Consider the following 15,760-nt stretch of genomic DNA (forward strand, 5'->3'; position numbering starts at 1 on the left):
GATGGATCACGACCACGCCGCCCCGGCCGGTTCGTCCACAGTGGACGTCCTGGCGCTGGTGCTGCGGCTGGCGCTGCTGCTTTCGACGGCGTTCCTCGCCGGCGGCGGGCTGGTGCCCGGGCCGGCGCGCCGCACGCTGTACGTCCTGGGCGGGACCTCCGCCTCGCTCGCCGTGGTCTCGGAGTTCGCGGTCGACGTCAACGTCGTCGCCCTCGCGGTCCACGTCGTGCTCGCGGTCGCGGTGCCGATCCTCGTCCGGTGGCCGAAGGCCGGCCGCTGGGCTTCGGTCGCACTGCTGGTCCTGGTCGTGCTGGAAACGTCGTCGGGCGGTTCCGGCGTCGGGTTCGCGCTCGACTCGGTGTTCGTCGCCGGGGCCGCCGTCTGGTTCGGCTTCGCGGTCAACGGGCCCGTCCCGACGTCGTCGTCGTCGTCGTCGTCGATCCGGCCCGGCCCCCTGGCCCTCACCCTCGGCGGGCTCTTGGTCCTCGCCGGCGCGGTGCGGTTCGGGGTGTCCGGCGTCGGCTTCGACCGGCGGCTGCACAGCACGGTCTTCGGGATCGCGGTGCTCACCGTCGTGGTCCTCCCGCTGGTGGTGACCGGGCTCGCGGCGGTCCTGCGCGGGCGGGCCTACCGGTTCGGCGCGGTCGGCGTCGCGCTCGGGTTCGTCGCGTGGAGCGCGCTCGGCGCGATTCCGGCGCCGCCGCCGTTGCCCGTGCCGGGGGTGCCGCTGCTGGCCGGCCGGGCGGGCTTCCCGGTGCTGGTCAGCCCGCAGCGGCCGGGCCGCAACCTCGTCCACTTCCCGGCGAGCGCGGGCGAGGACCTGTCGGCCGGCGTGCGCGGGGGAGTGCTCACCAAGGCCGTGGTGCGGGCCGGGGCCGCGGGCACCTGGGCCGACGTCGACCTGCCGGCCGGGCGCAGTGACCTGGAGATCCACCGCGGCGGCACGACGACGGTCGTCGAGGTCGACGCGGGGGAGACGCCGGGCCCGTCGATCACCGACGCCGACGCGCCGGAGTGCGCGGCGGCGGCGCTCGGCGGCCTGGTCGCCGGTCGCTCCGACGTGCTGACCGCGTGCCCGTCCGGCGCGCTGACGCCGGCGGACAGCGGGGCGCTGGTCAAGCTCGTCGAGTTCCTCGCGGGGCGGAAGCCGTCGGCGATCACGCTGGTCGAGGACGACTCACCCCGCGGCGTCGCGGCGGCGAAACTGGTGCGCGAGACGGCGGCGCGCACCGGGTTGGCCGTGCAGCCGGACGCCGGGCCGGACACCGCGCTCGTCGTCGTCGCCGGCTGGGCCCCGGCGTACCTGGCGATGACGCGCGCCGCCGAGTCGCAACGCCTGGAGCCGACCCACCAGTACGGGCTCTACCTGGCGCCGTGGCTGCTCAACGGGCCGATCGTCAACGCGGTCGCGAGCGCGTCGCTGCCGCTGCGGTTCGACCCGCGGGAAGCGACGGCGGTCGGGTACGCCGTCGCGGTCGGCGACCGCTTCGGCGGCGAAAGCCCGTCTGCCGGCGGTTTTCGCAGCTGGCTCGGGGCAGGCAACCCGGCGGGTGACGTCCAGATCTTCGCGGCCGCCCAGGTCAACGCCATGCCGATGTACCCCACCGAACCCCACGCCACCGGAATGGTGATGGACCGCGACTACGCGGGCCAGTGGGTGCCCGACGGAACCATCGTGCCGATCACGTCGGTTCTCCGCTGAATCCCTTGTGTCGAAAGGAAGTTCTCATGAAGCGTCTCGCTGCCCGCGTGCTGCTGCCGCTCGCCGCGGCGACCGCGCTCACCGGCCTGGCCGGCGGCGTCGCCGGTGCCGACCCGACCGACGGCTCGGTCTGGGTCGGGCCCGGCCTCGACCTCGGCAGCGTGCTCGGGCCGGTCGGTCTGCTCGCACCGGTGTTCGGGCTCATCACCGCGATTTCCTGAGTACAAAACAGAAAGGTTGGGAACGATGAAGAAGACTCTCGTGCGCGCGGCCGGTGCCGCGGTGCTCACCGGCGCGGTCCTGTTCGGCGCGGCCGCGCCGGCACTGGCGGCCGACGCCCCCGGCGGCGTCACCGTGGTCGACGAACCGGACACCAGCGGCCTGAACAACATCTGGACGTTCGCCCCGCTCGGCGTCCCGGCACTCGGCCTGCTCCAGTCGATCAACGGAGTGCCGGGCAAGATCCTGCCCTCCTTCTGACCCACCCGGCGGCCCCCGCTCCGGCCGGGGGCCGCCTGCAGGCCCGTAGCCGGCTCCCGCCGGAGGGGCGACGTCCGACGAGCGCCGCCACCCGCGGGAGCCGGGGCCCCACGGCGACGAGCCACTCGGGAAGACCGTTGCTAGGCCAGGCTTTTCGCGAACCAGTGCTCGGCGTACTGGTCGTCGTTGAAGGGCTCGACCTCGGCGTACCCGGTCCGCGCGTAGAGCGCCCGGGCCTCGACGAGGTCGTGGCGGGTGTCGAGCCGCATGTGCCGCGCGCCGAGCCTGCGGGCCGCGTCCTCGGCCGCCGCGACCAGCCGCGGGGCCGCTCCCGAGCCGCGGTGGGCGGGCTTGACGTACATCTTCGTCAGCTCGCCGACCCCCGGCTCGAGGACGCGGGTGCCGACGCAGCCGGCGAGCACGCCGTCCCACGAGCCCAGCAGGAACGCCCCGGTCGGGGCGACCAGGTCGGTGCCCGGCTCGTCGGCCAGCGCGATCGCCATCTCCGCGTCGGTGACAGGGCGCCCGTAGTACCGCGAAGCGACTTCCTCCATGTACTCGCGCATGATCGCGACGGCGTCCGGGTGACTGACGGGGACCTCGGTGATGTTCCACTCCACGTCCCCATCCTGGGGAAGCTGTCCACCGAATTCAGCGGCGGCGCCCGACCCCGGGCACCATGAGGGCATGACGCCTGTCACGAAGCGCCTCACGATCGTGGCCGTCCTGCTGATCACGGCGGGTGCGGTCCTGCTGTCGGTGGGCGCGATCGGTTTCCGGGCCACCTCCGACGAGCCGGACGCCAACATCGGCGCCGGGTTCGCCCTGCTCGCCGGGCCGTACGTCGTCGGCCTGGGCGTGGTGTTCGCCTTGTCGGCCGGCCTCACGCACCTGACGTCCCGCCGCCGCTGACGGCTACCGCGGCGAGTGCTCCCACAGCGCCGCGGGCAGGTTCCCGGCCAGGTCGGCCAGGTAGTCGGCCTCGGCCACGAGGTTCTGCCGCGTCGCGCAGCCCGGGCCCCAGGTCCGCGCCGACCCGTGCTCGACGACGACGTCCCGCCGCGCGAACCGCGGGTTCGCGGCCAGCCAGCGGGCGAGCTCGCCCTCGAGGCGCGAGTCCGGCGGCAGCGTCGGCATGGTCATCGCCCGGCCCGCCACGATCCGCAGCTCCGGGCACTCCGGCACCCGCACCTGGGTGACGTGGGTGTCGCGCAGGTGGGTGTGGTCGTCGAAGTTGCGGTAAGGCTCCCGGTCGTCGATCCCGATCGCCTGCCGGTCGCGGTGGCGGAACTCGACCCAGGTCTCGCGTGGGTGGTCCGCCAGCGGCCGGCCGGTCGGGTGGACGACGCCGAACGTCGGCGCCGCGCCCTCCTCGCCCGGGACGCCACTGTGGAACGTGCCCCCGCGCTCGGCCGCGAAGGCTTTGAACCAGTGTTCTTCCCGGTTCTCCGACGACTTGGTCTGCGACCGCCACCAGAGCCCGACGACGGCCGCGACCACCACCACGACGAGCGCGATCCCGAGGATCACCGCTCCGGTACTGCCACCATCGGCGAGGAGCATCGTCAGAAGTCCAGGTCCGCGCGGGTCTCGTCGTCCGGTTGGTCCCGGCCCGTTTCGCCGTGGTCGCTCGCCTTCTTGGCGTTCTTGACGTGGCTGTTGAGCTTGCCGAGGTGGTCGTTGACCGTCTTGGCCGGGTTGTCGCCGGGGTTGGCCGGGTCGAACCCGAGCACGCCCTTGACCGCGGCCTCGCCGCCCTTCTTCAGGACCTCGGTGGCGCCGGTCTTCAGGATCGTCGGCGTGTACTGGATGTTGCCCGCCGCGTCCTTGACCGGGTTCTCCCAGGCCTTGGCCCAGCGCGAGCCGAGCATCCCGTTCTCACCCATGGCCTTCTCGAGCAGCGTCCGGCCTTCGTTGCCCTTGGTGATCTTCGCGAGCGCCTTGCCCGTGTCGGAGCCGGCGAACACCCGGCCGAGCTTCGACGCGGCCAGCTCGGCCTTCATCTTCTCCAGCCAGGCGAGGATCTTCTGCAGCAGCTCGCGGACCTTGGACACCTTCTGCGTCGTCTTCGCCGTGGTGGTGCCGAGCTTGACCTCGGACGCCGTCCCCGCCGTGGCCACCGACGCCCCGCAGGTCGGCACCGCGGCGGCCAGCGCCGGCACCCAGATCATGATCAGCCAGGTGATCAGCTCGGTCAGGATCGCCTTGATCAGGTCCTCGACGAAGCTCATCAGCATGCTGCTCAGCTGCAGCATCCGCGCCAGGTCCCCGGACTTCGCGGAGACGCCGCCGATGCCGTGCGCGAACTCGCCGAGCGACCGGCGGGCCGCGTCACCCGCGTCGCCCTGCCACTGCGCGAGCGACGAGTCGGCGACCTCGGCGAAGTTCTTCGCCAGCTGGTCCAGACCGGTGGCGATCGCGGAGAAGTTCTCCGCCGCGACGCCGAGCGCCGGGCCGTCACCGCTGACGAAGTGGATCGCGTCCTGGATCGGCTGGACGGCGCTGAGCAGGAAGTTCAGCCCCTGGCCGACGAGCCAGCCGAGCGGGTCGGTGGCGATGTCGGTGATCGTGCTGGAGCTCGACTGGATGAAACCCGCCGTGTCGGTGGCGATCGAGGTGAGCCCGAGCGTGATGTCCGCGCCGTCGGGGTGCGGCGCGGAGACGGCCTTGACCACCGAGACGGCGTCTTGGCCGACGGTCACCGCGCTGCCCGCGAAGGGCGTCGCCTTGACCGCGTTGCCGGCGTTCACGCCGAGCACGGTGGCCGGGTCGGCCGGCTTGACCGTGACGCCGCTCGCGACGTCCTGGAACTCCGCCATCGTCGGTCCCCCTACGGCTTCTTCGGCCCGTCGAGCAGGACCTCGACCTGCCCGAAGAAGGCTTTGTGGTCGTCCTCGGTCCCCTGGTAGACGCGCGCCGCGTCGGTGAACTTCTCCTGCGCCGAGGTCAGGCCGTCGGCCATCGACCCCAGCAGGTCCCGCAGCTCGCGCAGCGTCTCGTCGTACCCGTGCTTGGTGAACAGGCCCACCACGCCCCAGGACTTGTCCCCGACGTCGGCCTGGCCGACCTTCTCGGTGAACTTCGCGCCCTGCTCGCGGTACTTGCCGAGCACGCCGGCGTAGCTGTGCAGCGCGTCCACCCGGACCTGGTAACCACCGGCACCGTCGGGCATCAGTCCTCCTCGTCGAACAGGTTGCGCAGGAAGCTGTCGCCCGCGGACCCGCCGCTCGCGGGCGGGGCCGCCGGCGGGTCCGGGGCGTCGGCCTTCCGCAGCACCCGGTCTTCGGAGAAGTCCTCGGGAGCCGCGGTCGGCGGCGCGGTCTCTTCCGCCAGCTTCGACCGCAGTTCTTCGACGCTGGTTCCGAACGCCTCGGCCTGCGTTTCGAGGACCTGCTCGACGAGCCCGTCGTCGCCGACGTGCTCCTGGACGATGACGGCCTGCCGGCGCGCGGCCGCGCCGACGGCTTCCCGCAGCGTCGCCATCAGGGCCGCCGACAGCGCCTGCGGCCCCTTCGCCAGCGCCGCGTCGGTGAACGTGACGTCGAGGACCGCGCCGCCCGGCCCGGTGACCACCGTGACCCCGCCGTCCGGCGACGCCGCGGTCGCCCGCAGCCCGGTCAGTTCCTGCCGCATCGCGTCCAGCCCGGCGAACCGCTCGCCGGCGTCCCGGATACCCGCCTCGAACCGCTGGAACTCGGCGACCAGCTGGTCGAACTCCGCCGACATGTCCTGCTTCCTCCCGAACGCCCGGTACGTGGTCCACCCATCGTGGCCCCTCGGCGACGGTGTGACGCGGGGAACGGCGGATCCGATCCCTCTGCGTCACCCGATCGGGAAATGGGTAGGTTTCGGCCGCAAGGGGAAGCAGGGGACAAGCGCTAGGAGTGTGTGATGAGCAGCACCGAAGGGGCCGGACGGTCCGAAGAGGAAGACCGCAAGCAGAGCGGCAGCCACGCGGCGCCCGAGGGGGCCGGTGTGCACCCGCTGATCGATCTCTCGCGTGACCCGAACCCGGGCAAGCCGGACCACGCGAAGCCCGAAGAAGACTGAGCGGCGGGGCGCGAAACGGGGCCGTGGCGGCGTTCCCGGCCCCGTCGGGCCCGGCCGCGCCACCCTGCGGAATGTCCGGCGCTCCGCCCGTGTTGAGAGGTAGGCTGAGGGTTCGTCGACCTTCAGACCCCCCGCTTCGCCCGTCCGGTAGATGGGCGGGTATCTTTGGAGACCGTGCCCGGCAGGCGTCGGGCCGCTCCGCGTGCCGTGCGGCATGGGCGGGGTGCTCAGGCACCCGGTCACCGGCTTCGGCAGGTCGGGGTTGCGACGGAAAATCCCTACGGGAAGTTACCGGTCGAGAGACCGTGACGCGGGCCGACACGCCCGACCGCGGGGGCCGGTGAAGACACGTAGAAGCAAGATCACGACAGGAAGCTGGTCCATTGCCCACGATCCAGCAGCTGGTCCGCAAGGGCCGCCAGGACAAGGCTGCCAAGCAGAAGACCGCGGCCCTCAAGGGGAGCCCGCAGCGGCGTGGCGTGTGCACTCGCGTGTACACCACGACCCCCAAGAAGCCGAACTCGGCGCTGCGCAAGGTCGCGCGTGTGAAGCTGACCAGCGGCATCGAGGTCACCGCCTACATCCCCGGTGAGGGCCACAACCTGCAGGAGCACTCGATGGTGCTCGTGCGCGGTGGTCGTGTGAAGGACCTTCCGGGTGTCCGCTACAAGATCATCCGTGGTTCTCTCGACACCCAGGGTGTGAAGAACCGCAAGCAGGCGCGCAGCCGCTACGGCGCGAAGAAGGAGAAGAGCTAATGCCCCGCAAGGGTCCGGCCCCCAAGCGGCCGCTGATCTCCGACCCCGTCTACGCCTCCCCGCTGGTCACCCAGCTGGTGAACAAGGTGCTGAAGGACGGGAAGCGCTCCCTCGCCGAGCGCATCGTGTACGGCGCGCTCGAAGGCGCTCGCGAGAAGTCCGGCACCGACCCGGTCGTCACGCTGAAGCGCGCTCTCGACAACGTGAAGCCCACCATCGAGGTGAAGAGCCGCCGTGTCGGTGGCGCCACCTACCAGGTGCCGATCGAGGTCAAGCCGGGTCGCTCCACGACCCTGGCGCTGCGCTGGCTGGTCTCCTTCTCGCAGGCTCGTCGCGAGAAGACGATGATCGAGCGCCTGCAGAACGAGCTCCTCGACGCTTCCAACGGCCTCGGTGCCAGCGTGAAGCGCCGTGAGGACACGCACAAGATGGCCGAGTCCAACCGGGCCTTCGCGCACTACCGCTGGTGATGATCGCCCGGCTGTCGATCAAGCCATGCCGGGCCCCAAGCTTGAGAACAGGGGAACACTCTCGTGGCACGTGACGTGCTGACCGACCTGAACAAGGTCCGCAACATCGGCATCATGGCCCACATCGACGCCGGCAAGACGACGACCACCGAGCGGATCCTGTTCTACACCGGGGTCAACTACAAGATCGGTGAAGTCCACGACGGCGCCGCCACCATGGACTGGATGGAGGAGGAGCAGAAGCGGGGTATCACCATCACCTCGGCTGCCACCACCACCTTCTGGGACGACCACCAGATCAACATCATCGACACCCCGGGCCACGTCGACTTCACCGTCGAGGTGGAGCGCAACCTCCGGGTGCTCGATGGCGCGGTCGCCGTCTTCGACGGCAAGGAAGGCGTCGAGCCGCAGTCCGAGCAGGTCTGGCGGCAGGCGGACAAGTACGACGTCCCGCGCATCTGCTTCGTCAACAAGATGGACAAGCTCGGCGCGGACTTCTACTACACGGTCAAGACGATCATCGATCGTCTCGGCGTCCGGCCGCTGGTCATCCAGCTGCCGATCGGTGCCGAGAACGACTTCGAAGGCGTCGTCGACCTGGTCCGCATGAAGGCGCTGACCTGGCGTGGCGAGGTGCAGAAGGGCGAGGACTACTCCGTCGAGGAGATCCCGGCCGAGCTGGCCGAGCTGGCCGCGGAGTACCGCGAGAAGCTGATCGAGACCGTCTCCGAGGCGGACGACACGCTGATGGAGAAGTTCCTCGAGGGTGAGGAGCTGACGGAGGCCGAGATCAAGTCCGGCATCCGCAAGCTCACCATCACCAGCCAGGTCTTCCCGGTGCTGGCCGGTTCCGCGTTCAAGAACAAGGGCGTGCAGCCCATGCTCGACGCGGTCATCGACTACCTGCCGACCCCGCTGGACGTCCCGGCCGTCGAGGGCCTGCTGCCCGACGGCGAGACCGTCGCGTCCCGCAAGGCGTCGGTCGACGAGCCGTTCGCCGCGCTCGCGTTCAAGATCGCCGCGCACCCGTTCTTCGGCAAGCTGACCTACATCCGGGTGTACTCGGGCAAGGTCGCCGCCGGCGCCCAGGTCGTCAACGCGACCAAGGACCGGAAGGAGCGCATCGGGAAGATCTTCCAGATGCACTCCAACAAGGAGAACCCGGTCAACGACGCCCAGGTCGGCCACATCTACGCGGTCATCGGGCTGAAGGACACCACCACGGGTGACACCCTGGCGGACCCGCAGAACCCGATCGTGCTCGAGTCGATGACGTTCCCCGAGCCGGTCATCCGGGTCGCGATCGAACCGAAGACGAAGGCCGACCAGGAGAAGCTGTCCCTGGCGATCCAGAAGCTGGCCGAAGAGGACCCGACGTTCCAGGTCAAGCTGGACGAGGACACCGGCCAGACGATCATCGCGGGTATGGGCGAGCTGCACCTCGAGGTGCTGGTGAACCGGATGAAGTCCGACTACAAGGTCGAGGCGAACATCGGCAAGCCGCAGGTCGCTTACCGCGAGACGATCAAGAAGACGGTGGAGAAGCTCGACTTCGTCCACAAGAAGCAGACCGGTGGTTCCGGCCAGTTCGCGAAGGTCATCGTGAAGCTGGAGCCGCTCGAGCGCACCGATGGCGCGCTCTACGAGTTCGTCAACAAGGTGTCCGGTGGCCGCGTGCCGCGGGAGTACATCCCGTCGGTCGACGCGGGCGCGCAGGACGCGATGCAGTACGGCGTCCTGGCCGGCTACCCGCTCGTCGGGTTGAAGTTCACCTTGCTGGACGGTGCTTACCACGAGGTCGACTCTTCGGAGATGGCGTTCAAGATCGCCGGTTCCATGGCGATGAAGGAAGCCGCGAAGAAGGCCGGCCCGGTGATCCTGGAGCCGATGATGGCGGTCGAGGTGACCACGCCCGAGGACTACATGGGCGATGTCATCGGTGACCTCAACTCCCGTCGTGGCCAGATCCAGGCCATGGAGGAGCGGGCGGGCATCCGCGTCGTGAAGGCGCTGGTCCCGCTGTCGGAGATGTTCGGCTACGTCGGCGACCTTCGGTCCCGCACCCAGGGCCGGGCGAACTACTCCATGTTGTTCGACTCCTACGCCGAGGTTCCCGCGAACGTCGCGAAGGAAATCATCGCGAAGGCGACGGGGGAGTAACTCCCCCCACCGCGCGCGGGCATTAAGGGATTCTCCTGAACGTCCGCTAGCACCGACGTAAGGAACATTCGGGGGCTGGCAGCCACGCCGGCCCCCGAGCACAAAGCGAAATCAGTCCAGGAGGACATTCCAGTGGCGAAGGCGAAGTTCGAGCGGAGCAAGCCGCACGTCAACATCGGGACCATCGGTCACGTCGACCACGGCAAGACCACGCTGACCGCGGCGATCACCAAGGTTCTGCACGACAAGTACCCGAACCTCAACGAGTCGCGTGCGTTCGACCAGATCGACAACGCGCCCGAAGAGCGCCAGCGTGGTATCACGATCAACATCTCGCACGTCGAGTACCAGACCGAGAAGCGTCACTACGCGCACGTCGACGCCCCCGGTCACGCTGACTACATCAAGAACATGATCACCGGTGCCGCTCAGATGGACGGCGCGATCCTCGTGGTCGCGGCGACCGACGGCCCGATGCCGCAGACCCGTGAGCACGTGCTGCTCGCCCGCCAGGTCGGCGTGCCCTACATCGTGGTCGCGCTGAACAAGGCCGACATGGTCGACGACGAGGAGATCCTCGAGCTCGTCGAGCTGGAGGTCCGTGAGCTGCTGTCCTCGCAGGAGTTCCCGGGCGACGACGCTCCGGTCGTGCGCGTCTCGGGCCTCAAGGCCCTTGAGGGCGACGAGAAGTGGGGCGAAGCCGTTCTCGAGCTGATGAACGCTGTCGACGACAACGTGCCGGACCCGGTGCGCGAGCTCGACAAGCCGTTCCTCATGCCGATCGAGGACGTCTTCACGATCACCGGTCGCGGCACCGTCGTCACCGGCCGCGTCGAGCGTGGCGTGGTCAACGTGAACGAAGAGGTCGAGATCGTCGGCATCAAGGAGAAGTCGACCAAGACGACTGTCACCGGTGTCGAGATGTTCCGCAAGCTGCTGGACCAGGGCCAGGCGGGCGACAACGTCGGCCTCCTCGTCCGCGGTATCAAGCGTGAGGACGTCGAGCGCGGCCAGGTCGTCGTGAAGCCGGGTACCACCACCCCGCACACCGACTTCGAGGGCCGGGTCTACATCCTGTCGAAGGACGAGGGTGGCCGTCACACCCCCTTCTTCAACAACTACCGCCCGCAGTTCTACTTCCGCACCACGGACGTGACCGGCGTCGTGACCCTCCCCGAGGGCACCGAAATGGTCATGCCGGGCGACAACACCGACATCTCGGTGGCGCTGATCCAGCCGATCGCCATGGACGTGAACCTGCGCTTCGCCATCCGCGAGGGTGGCCGCACCGTCGGTGCGGGTCAGGTCACCAAGATCATCAAGTGATTCGGCGCCCCACCCGGGGCTGATACACCCCCGGGTCCGGGGCGTCAAATCACGTGTGCGACACTATTCAGGTTGCTCGTCCTGGGGCGGCCGATCCTTTCGGGGATCCGGCCGCCTCGGTGCGAGTGGCCACGGTCCGCGGAGCACTTTCCTTCGGGTGAGGCGAGCGGGCAAAGGCGGTGAGCCGGCAGTGCTTGCGAAAGCGTGCCGGCGCATAGCCTCCTCACGTTGAGGAAGACCAGGCAAGACGACGATCCCGCGGGATCCGTCTGTGCGTCGGGCGCGACACGCCCGACCGCGTGGACCGGGGACAGGGCCGTTGAACTGCGGAAACTCGGGACCGGATGGCAACATCCGGGGCGGGTTTTGTGAGATAGCGGCACGAGACGACAAGGAACGAGCAGCCACCATGGCGGGACAGAAGATCCGCATCCGGCTCAAGGCCTACGACCACGAGGCGATCGACACCTCGGCGCGCAAGATCGTGGAGACGGTCACGCGCACCGGCGCCCGTGTTGTCGGGCCGGTGCCGCTGCCCACCGAGAAGAACGTTTACTGCGTCATCCGCTCGCCGCACAAGTACAAGGACTCGCGCGAGCACTTCGAGATGCGCACGCACAAGCGTCTGATCGACATCCTCGACCCGACGCCGAAGACGGTCGACGCGCTCATGCGCATCGATCTGCCGGCGAGCGTCGACGTCAACATCCAGTAAGCGTTGGGCGAGCGGCGGAGATAAGAGACTCATGTCTGACAGGCAAATGAAGGGCATCCTGGGCACCAAGCTCGGCATGACCCAGGTCTTCGACGAACTGAACCGGGTCGTTCCGGTCACGGTCGTCAAGGCCGGTCCGAACGTGGTGACCCAGGTTCGGACCCAGGACAAGGACGGCTACACGGCCGTGCAGCTGGCGTTCGGCGCGGTCGACCCGCGCAGGGTGAACAAGCCGCGCACCGGCCACTACGACAAGGCGGGCGTGACGCCGCGCCGCTTCCTTGCCGAGCTGCGCACCACCGACGCCGAGACCTATGAGGTCGGCCAGGAGATCACCGCCGAGGTGTTCGCCGCCGGCGTCGAGGTCGACGTCACCGGTACCAGCAAGGGCAAGGGCTACGCGGGCGTCATGAAGCGCCACGGCTTCAAGGGCCAGGGCGCGAGCCACGGTGCGCAGGCCGTGCACCGCCGGCCGGGCTCGATCGGTGGCTGTGCCACCCCGGGCCGCGTCTTCAAGGGCGTGCGCATGGCCGGTCGGATGGGTTCCGACCGCGTCACCACGCAGAACCTGACCGTGCACGCGGTGCGTGCCGAGGACGGCCTGCTGCTGATCAAGGGCGCCGTGCCCGGTCCCAAGGGCGGCCTGCTGTTCGTGCGCAGCGCCGCGAAGGGTGGTAACTCCGAATGACAAGCGTCGAGCTGAAGACCCCGGCCGGTAAAGCCGACGGCACCGTGGACCTCCCCGAGGAGATCTTCGACGTGCAGGCCAATGTCGCGCTGATGCACCAGGTGGTGGTGGCCCAGCAGGCCGCCGGCCGCCAGGGCACGCACGACACGAAGACCCGTGGCGAGGTTCGCGGTGGCGGCAAGAAGCCGTACCGCCAGAAGGGCACCGGCCGTGCCCGCCAGGGTTCGACCCGTGCGCCGCAGTTCGTCGGCGGTGGCGTCGTCCACGGCCCCACGCCGCGTGACTACTCCCAGCGCACCCCGAAGAAGATGAAGGCCGCCGCTCTGCGTGGCGCCCTCTCGGACCGGGCTCGCGCCGGCCAGCTGCACATCGTCACCGAACTGGTGACGGGTGAGAAGCCGTCCACGAAGGCCGCCAAGGCCGTTCTCGCCGCGGTGACGCAGGCGACGCGCGTGCTCGTGGTGCTGCACCGGGACGACGAGTACAGCTGGGTTTCCCTGCGGAACCTCCCCGAGGTTCACCTGATCTGGTTCGACCAGCTCAACACCTACGACGTGCTGGTCAACGACGACGTCGTGTTCACCAAGGCCGCTTACGACGGCTTCGTCGCCGGCCCCGCCCGGGGCAAGAGCGCGAAGGCTTCGGCGCGGTCGAGCGAGGTTTCGGAAGGGAGTGACGAGCAGTGAGTTCGGTCGCCATTGCCGATCCCCGCGACATCTTGCTCGCGCCGGTGATCTCCGAGAAGTCCTACGGACTGCTCGAGGACCACAAGTACACGTTCATCGTTCGTCCGGACGCCAACAAGACCCAGATCAAGATCGCGGTCGAAAAGGTGTTCGGCGTCAAGGTGGTCAGCGTCAACACGGCCAACCGCCAGGGCAAGCGGAAGCGGACTCGCGCAGGCTTCGGCAAGCGCAAGGACACGAAGCGCGCCATCGTGACTCTTTCGCCTGAGAGCAAGGCGATCGAGATCTTCGGCGGACCCACCGCGTAAAGGACTGAGCTGACATGGGCATCCGCAAGTACAAGCCGACGACCCCGGGTCGTCGCGGTTCGAGCGTCTCGGACTTCGCCGAGATCACCCGCTCGACTCCCGAGAAGTCGCTGCTGCGTCCGCTGAGCGGCACGGGCGGTCGCAACTCGTCCGGCAAGATCACCACCCGGCACAAGGGTGGTGGCCACAAGCGTGCGTACCGGCTGATCGACTTCCGCCGGAACGACAAGGACGGCGTTCCCGCCAAGGTCGCGCACATCGAGTACGACCCCAACCGGTCCGCTCGCATCGCGCTGCTGCACTACGCCGACGGTGAGAAGCGCTACATCATCGCACCGGAGAAGCTTCGCCAGGGTGACACGGTTGAGAACGGCCCCCGCGCCGACATCAAGCCGGGCAACAACCTGCCGCTGCGCAACATCCCGGTCGGTACCGTGATCCACGCGATCGAGCTCCGCCCCGGTGGCGGCGCGAAGATGGCGCGGTCCGCGGGCGCGAAGGTGCAGCTCGTCGCCAAGGACGGTCCGTACGCCCAGCTGCGTCTCCCCTCGGGTGAGATCCGCAACGTGGACGTGCGCAACCGCGCCACCATCGGCGAGGTCGGCAACTCCGAGCACGCTAACATCAACTGGGGCAAGGCCGGCCGCAACCGCTGGCGCGGCAAGCGCCCCACGGTCCGTGGTGTCGTCATGAACCCGGTCGACCACCCGCACGGTGGTGGCGAGGGCAAGACGTCCGGTGGTCGTCACCCCGTCAACCCGAACGGTAAGCCCGAAGGTCGCACGCGTCGCCGTAAGGCATCCGACGCGATGATCGTCCGCCGTCGCCGTACCGGCAAGAACAAGCGCTGAGCAGGGAGGTAGAAGAACATGCCACGTAGCCTCAAAAAGGGCCCCTTCGTGGACGACCACCTGCTCAAGAAGGTGGACGTTCTCAACGAGTCGGGCAAGAAGACCGTCATCAAGACCTGGTCGCGTCGGTCCACGATCATCCCGGACTTCCTGGGTCACACGATCGCGGTGCACGACGGCCGCAAGCACGTCCCGGTGTTCGTCACCGAGGCAATGGTGGGTCACAAGCTGGGGGAGTTCGCCCCGACTCGGACCTTCAAGGGTCACATCAAGGACGACCGGAAGTCGCGCCGCCGCTGAGCGGGCACGAGAGATCAAGGAACTAGCGATGAACGCCCAGAACGACGTGGCCGAGGCTCTGCCTGTGGCTTACGCGCGGGCTCGCTTTGTCCGGGACTCGCCTACCAAGGTGCGCCGGGTCATCGAGCTCATCAAGGGACGTAGCGCCGCCGACGCCTTGGCCGTGCTCCGCTTCGCCCCCCAGGCGGCGAGCGAGCCGGTCGCGAAGGTGCTCGCGAGCGCCGTGGCCAACGCCGAGAACAACCTTCAGCTGGACCCGGAGACGCTCTGGGTCAAGAACGCGTACGCCGACGAGGGCCCGACCCTCAAGCGCATCCGCCCGCGGGCCCAGGGGCGCGCGTACCGGATCCGCAAGCGGACCAGCCACATCACCGTCGAGGTGGAGTCGCGTCCGGCCGCCGCGCAGAAGGCTCAGAGCAAGAAGAAGGCAGGTGGCCGGTAGTGGGCCAGAAAATCAACCCGCACGGTTTCCGCCTGGGTATCACCACGGACTGGAAGTCGCGCTGGTACGCCGACAAGCAGTACGCCGAGTACGTGGCCGAGGACGTCAAGATCCGGAAGCTGCTGGCGACGGGCATGGAGCGCGCCGGCATCTCCAAGGTCGAGATCGAGCGCACCCGTGACCGCGTCCGCGTCGACATCCACACCGCCCGGCCGGGCATCGTCATCGGCCGCCGCGGCGCGGAAGCCGACCGGATCCGCGGCGCGCTGGAGAAGCTGACCAAGAAGCAGGTCCAGCTGAACATCCTCGAGGTCAAGAACCCCGAGGCCGACGCCCAGCTGGTCGCCCAGGCGGTCGCGGAGCAGCTCTCCAACCGTGTGGCGTTCCGCCGCGCGATGCGGAAGGCGATCCAGACCTCCATGCGTTCGCCGCAGGTCAAGGGCATTCGCGTGCAGTGCGGCGGTCGTCTCGGCGGTGCCGAGATGTCCCGCTCCGAGCACTACCGCGACGGCCGTGTCCCGCTGCACACGCTGCGCGCCGACATCGACTACGGCTTCTTCGAGGCCAAGACGACGTTCGGTCGCATCGGCGTCAAGGTGTGGATCTACAAGGGTGAGCTCGTCGGTGGCCTGAAGGCCCGCGAAGCCCGTGACGCCGCCGAGCGCGCGCCGCGTCGCGAGCGCAGTGACCGGCCGGCCCGTCCGCGTCGTTCCGGCGCGTCGGGCACGACCGCCACCTCGACCGAAGCCGGTCGCGCCGCCGCTGCCGCCACGACCGAGGCGGCCCCGGCCACCGAGACCGCAGAAAAGACGGAGGGCTGA

The 15,760-nt window shown here is 69.2% G+C and carries 22 protein-coding genes; 17 read left to right on the forward strand and 5 right to left on the reverse strand.

The genetic code is table 11. The annotated features are described in order from the left end of the window. The first annotated feature begins 1 nt into the window (after position 1). The 3 genes from MUY22_RS15715 to MUY22_RS15725 are packed head-to-tail and all read left to right on the forward strand — an operon-like array spanning position 2 to position 2,182. Entirely contained in the window at positions 2–1,702 is a 1,701-nt protein-coding gene (locus MUY22_RS15715) for a hypothetical protein (RefSeq protein ID WP_247060502.1), read from the forward strand. Positions 1,703–1,728: 26 nt separating this feature from the next. After that, entirely contained in the window at positions 1,729–1,923 is a 195-nt protein-coding gene (locus MUY22_RS15720) for a hypothetical protein (RefSeq protein WP_247060503.1), read from the forward strand. A 25-nt stretch (positions 1,924–1,948) separates the two neighbouring features. Continuing rightward, on the forward strand, positions 1,949–2,182 hold the full coding sequence (locus tag MUY22_RS15725; protein WP_247060504.1) for a hypothetical protein: 234 nt from the start codon (positions 1,949–1,951) through the stop codon (positions 2,180–2,182). Between the two features lie 140 nt (positions 2,183–2,322). Here the strand turns inward: MUY22_RS15725 and MUY22_RS15730 are convergent, their stop codons facing one another. Continuing rightward, entirely contained in the window at positions 2,323–2,802 is a 480-nt protein-coding gene (locus MUY22_RS15730) for a GNAT family N-acetyltransferase (RefSeq protein WP_371827620.1), read from the reverse strand. A 67-nt stretch (positions 2,803–2,869) separates the two neighbouring features. Here MUY22_RS15730 and MUY22_RS15735 point away from each other — a divergent pair, with 67 nt between their 5' ends. Next, the gene (locus MUY22_RS15735; RefSeq protein WP_247060505.1) at positions 2,870–3,094 is read left to right on the forward strand and encodes a hypothetical protein; all 225 of its coding nucleotides are present in this window, start codon (positions 2,870–2,872) and stop codon (positions 3,092–3,094) included. 3 nt (positions 3,095–3,097) lie between these two features. Here the strand turns inward: MUY22_RS15735 and MUY22_RS15740 are convergent, their stop codons facing one another. From MUY22_RS15740 to MUY22_RS15755, 4 genes are read right to left on the reverse strand one after another with little or no spacing between them, the layout of a single operon-like run. Next, complete coding sequence (locus MUY22_RS15740; RefSeq protein WP_247060506.1) at positions 3,098–3,745, reverse strand: hypothetical protein; 648 nt, start codon at positions 3,743–3,745, stop codon at positions 3,098–3,100. Positions 3,746–3,747: 2 nt separating this feature from the next. After that, positions 3,748–5,001: a hypothetical protein gene (locus MUY22_RS15745; protein WP_247060507.1), complete on the reverse strand. Its 1,254-nt coding sequence runs from the start codon at positions 4,999–5,001 to the stop codon at positions 3,748–3,750. Positions 5,002–5,012: 11 nt separating this feature from the next. After that, positions 5,013–5,354: a hypothetical protein gene (locus tag MUY22_RS15750; RefSeq protein WP_247060508.1), complete on the reverse strand. Its 342-nt coding sequence runs from the start codon at positions 5,352–5,354 to the stop codon at positions 5,013–5,015. Then, entirely contained in the window at positions 5,354–5,908 is a 555-nt protein-coding gene (locus tag MUY22_RS15755; protein WP_247060510.1) for a YbaB/EbfC family nucleoid-associated protein, read from the reverse strand. The genes MUY22_RS15750 and MUY22_RS15755 overlap by 1 nt, the downstream gene beginning before the upstream one ends. A gap of 165 nt (positions 5,909–6,073) precedes the next feature. On the opposite strand from MUY22_RS15755, the gene MUY22_RS15760 reads away from it, so the two are divergent. The 13 genes from MUY22_RS15760 to rpsC all read left to right on the forward strand — a co-directional run bounded on the left by MUY22_RS15760 (position 6,074) and on the right by rpsC (position 15,760). Continuing rightward, positions 6,074–6,232, forward strand: coding sequence for a hypothetical protein (locus MUY22_RS15760; protein ID WP_247060512.1), 159 nt, complete (start codon positions 6,074–6,076; stop codon positions 6,230–6,232). A gap of 383 nt (positions 6,233–6,615) precedes the next feature. Continuing rightward, a complete protein-coding gene (gene rpsL, locus MUY22_RS15765; protein ID WP_003102113.1) occupies positions 6,616–6,990 on the forward strand; it encodes a 30S ribosomal protein S12 in 375 nt (124 codons plus the stop codon). Next, the gene (gene rpsG, locus MUY22_RS15770) at positions 6,990–7,460 is read left to right on the forward strand and encodes a 30S ribosomal protein S7 (RefSeq protein WP_247060514.1); all 471 of its coding nucleotides are present in this window, start codon (positions 6,990–6,992) and stop codon (positions 7,458–7,460) included. Before rpsL ends, rpsG begins: the two co-directional genes overlap by 1 nt. A 63-nt stretch (positions 7,461–7,523) precedes the next feature. Beyond that, positions 7,524–9,623 (forward strand): elongation factor G, encoded by a 2,100-nt coding sequence (gene fusA / locus MUY22_RS15775; protein WP_247060515.1) that lies wholly within the window; start codon positions 7,524–7,526, stop codon positions 9,621–9,623. Positions 9,624–9,755: 132 nt separating this feature from the next. Then, positions 9,756–10,949: an elongation factor Tu gene (gene tuf, locus MUY22_RS15780; RefSeq protein WP_247060516.1), complete on the forward strand. Its 1,194-nt coding sequence runs from the start codon at positions 9,756–9,758 to the stop codon at positions 10,947–10,949. Between the two features lie 409 nt (positions 10,950–11,358). Beyond that, a complete protein-coding gene (rpsJ, locus tag MUY22_RS15785; RefSeq protein WP_003102098.1) occupies positions 11,359–11,664 on the forward strand; it encodes a 30S ribosomal protein S10 in 306 nt (101 codons plus the stop codon). Positions 11,665–11,695: 31 nt separating this feature from the next. After that, positions 11,696–12,352: a 50S ribosomal protein L3 gene (gene rplC / locus MUY22_RS15790; protein WP_247060517.1), complete on the forward strand. Its 657-nt coding sequence runs from the start codon at positions 11,696–11,698 to the stop codon at positions 12,350–12,352. Further along, positions 12,349–13,038, forward strand: a complete 690-nt coding sequence (gene rplD / locus MUY22_RS15795) for a 50S ribosomal protein L4 (RefSeq protein WP_247060518.1) — start codon at positions 12,349–12,351, stop codon at positions 13,036–13,038. The genes rplC and rplD overlap by 4 nt, the downstream gene beginning before the upstream one ends. After that, entirely contained in the window at positions 13,035–13,346 is a 312-nt protein-coding gene (gene rplW, locus MUY22_RS15800) for a 50S ribosomal protein L23 (protein ID WP_091618496.1), read from the forward strand. The genes rplD and rplW overlap by 4 nt, the downstream gene beginning before the upstream one ends. Before the next feature lie 14 nt (positions 13,347–13,360). Further along, complete coding sequence (gene rplB / locus MUY22_RS15805) at positions 13,361–14,197, forward strand: 50S ribosomal protein L2 (RefSeq protein WP_247060519.1); 837 nt, start codon at positions 13,361–13,363, stop codon at positions 14,195–14,197. Between the two features lie 18 nt (positions 14,198–14,215). Further along, positions 14,216–14,497, forward strand: a complete 282-nt coding sequence (rpsS, locus tag MUY22_RS15810) for a 30S ribosomal protein S19 (protein WP_026468892.1) — start codon at positions 14,216–14,218, stop codon at positions 14,495–14,497. A 28-nt stretch (positions 14,498–14,525) separates the two neighbouring features. After that, complete coding sequence (gene rplV, locus MUY22_RS15815; protein ID WP_247060520.1) at positions 14,526–14,939, forward strand: 50S ribosomal protein L22; 414 nt, start codon at positions 14,526–14,528, stop codon at positions 14,937–14,939. Continuing rightward, positions 14,939–15,760 carry a 30S ribosomal protein S3 gene (rpsC, locus tag MUY22_RS15820; RefSeq protein ID WP_247060521.1) on the forward strand — a complete coding sequence of 274 codons (822 nt, stop codon included), beginning with the start codon at positions 14,939–14,941 and terminating at the stop codon, positions 15,758–15,760. Before rplV ends, rpsC begins: the two co-directional genes overlap by 1 nt.

The organism is Amycolatopsis sp. WQ 127309, from assembly GCF_023023025.1.
In the GTDB taxonomy this organism is placed as follows: domain Bacteria; phylum Actinomycetota; class Actinomycetes; order Mycobacteriales; family Pseudonocardiaceae; genus Amycolatopsis.

Coding starts and splice junctions, on each gene's coding strand:
- MUY22_RS15735 (WP_247060505.1), top strand. CDS start 2,870: ATGACGCCTGTCACGAAGCGCCTCACGATCGTGGCCGTCCTGCTGATC.
- MUY22_RS15760 (WP_247060512.1), top strand. CDS start 6,074: ATGAGCAGCACCGAAGGGGCCGGACGGTCCGAAGAGGAAGACCGCAAG.
- rplC (WP_247060517.1), top strand. CDS start 11,696: ATGTCTGACAGGCAAATGAAGGGCATCCTGGGCACCAAGCTCGGCATG.
- MUY22_RS15745 (WP_247060507.1), bottom strand. CDS start 5,001: ATGGCGGAGTTCCAGGACGTCGCGAGCGGCGTCACGGTCAAGCCGGCC.
- MUY22_RS15755 (WP_247060510.1), bottom strand. CDS start 5,908: ATGTCGGCGGAGTTCGACCAGCTGGTCGCCGAGTTCCAGCGGTTCGAG.
- MUY22_RS15750 (WP_247060508.1), bottom strand. CDS start 5,354: ATGCCCGACGGTGCCGGTGGTTACCAGGTCCGGGTGGACGCGCTGCAC.
- MUY22_RS15715 (WP_247060502.1), top strand. CDS start 2: ATGGATCACGACCACGCCGCCCCGGCCGGTTCGTCCACAGTGGACGTC.
- rpsJ (WP_003102098.1), top strand. CDS start 11,359: ATGGCGGGACAGAAGATCCGCATCCGGCTCAAGGCCTACGACCACGAG.
- MUY22_RS15725 (WP_247060504.1), top strand. CDS start 1,949: ATGAAGAAGACTCTCGTGCGCGCGGCCGGTGCCGCGGTGCTCACCGGC.
- rpsS (WP_026468892.1), top strand. CDS start 14,216: ATGCCACGTAGCCTCAAAAAGGGCCCCTTCGTGGACGACCACCTGCTC.
- MUY22_RS15720 (WP_247060503.1), top strand. CDS start 1,729: ATGAAGCGTCTCGCTGCCCGCGTGCTGCTGCCGCTCGCCGCGGCGACC.
- rplD (WP_247060518.1), top strand. CDS start 12,349: ATGACAAGCGTCGAGCTGAAGACCCCGGCCGGTAAAGCCGACGGCACC.
- MUY22_RS15740 (WP_247060506.1), bottom strand. CDS start 3,745: ATGCTCCTCGCCGATGGTGGCAGTACCGGAGCGGTGATCCTCGGGATC.
- rpsG (WP_247060514.1), top strand. CDS start 6,990: ATGCCCCGCAAGGGTCCGGCCCCCAAGCGGCCGCTGATCTCCGACCCC.
- rplV (WP_247060520.1), top strand. CDS start 14,526: ATGAACGCCCAGAACGACGTGGCCGAGGCTCTGCCTGTGGCTTACGCG.
- rplB (WP_247060519.1), top strand. CDS start 13,361: ATGGGCATCCGCAAGTACAAGCCGACGACCCCGGGTCGTCGCGGTTCG.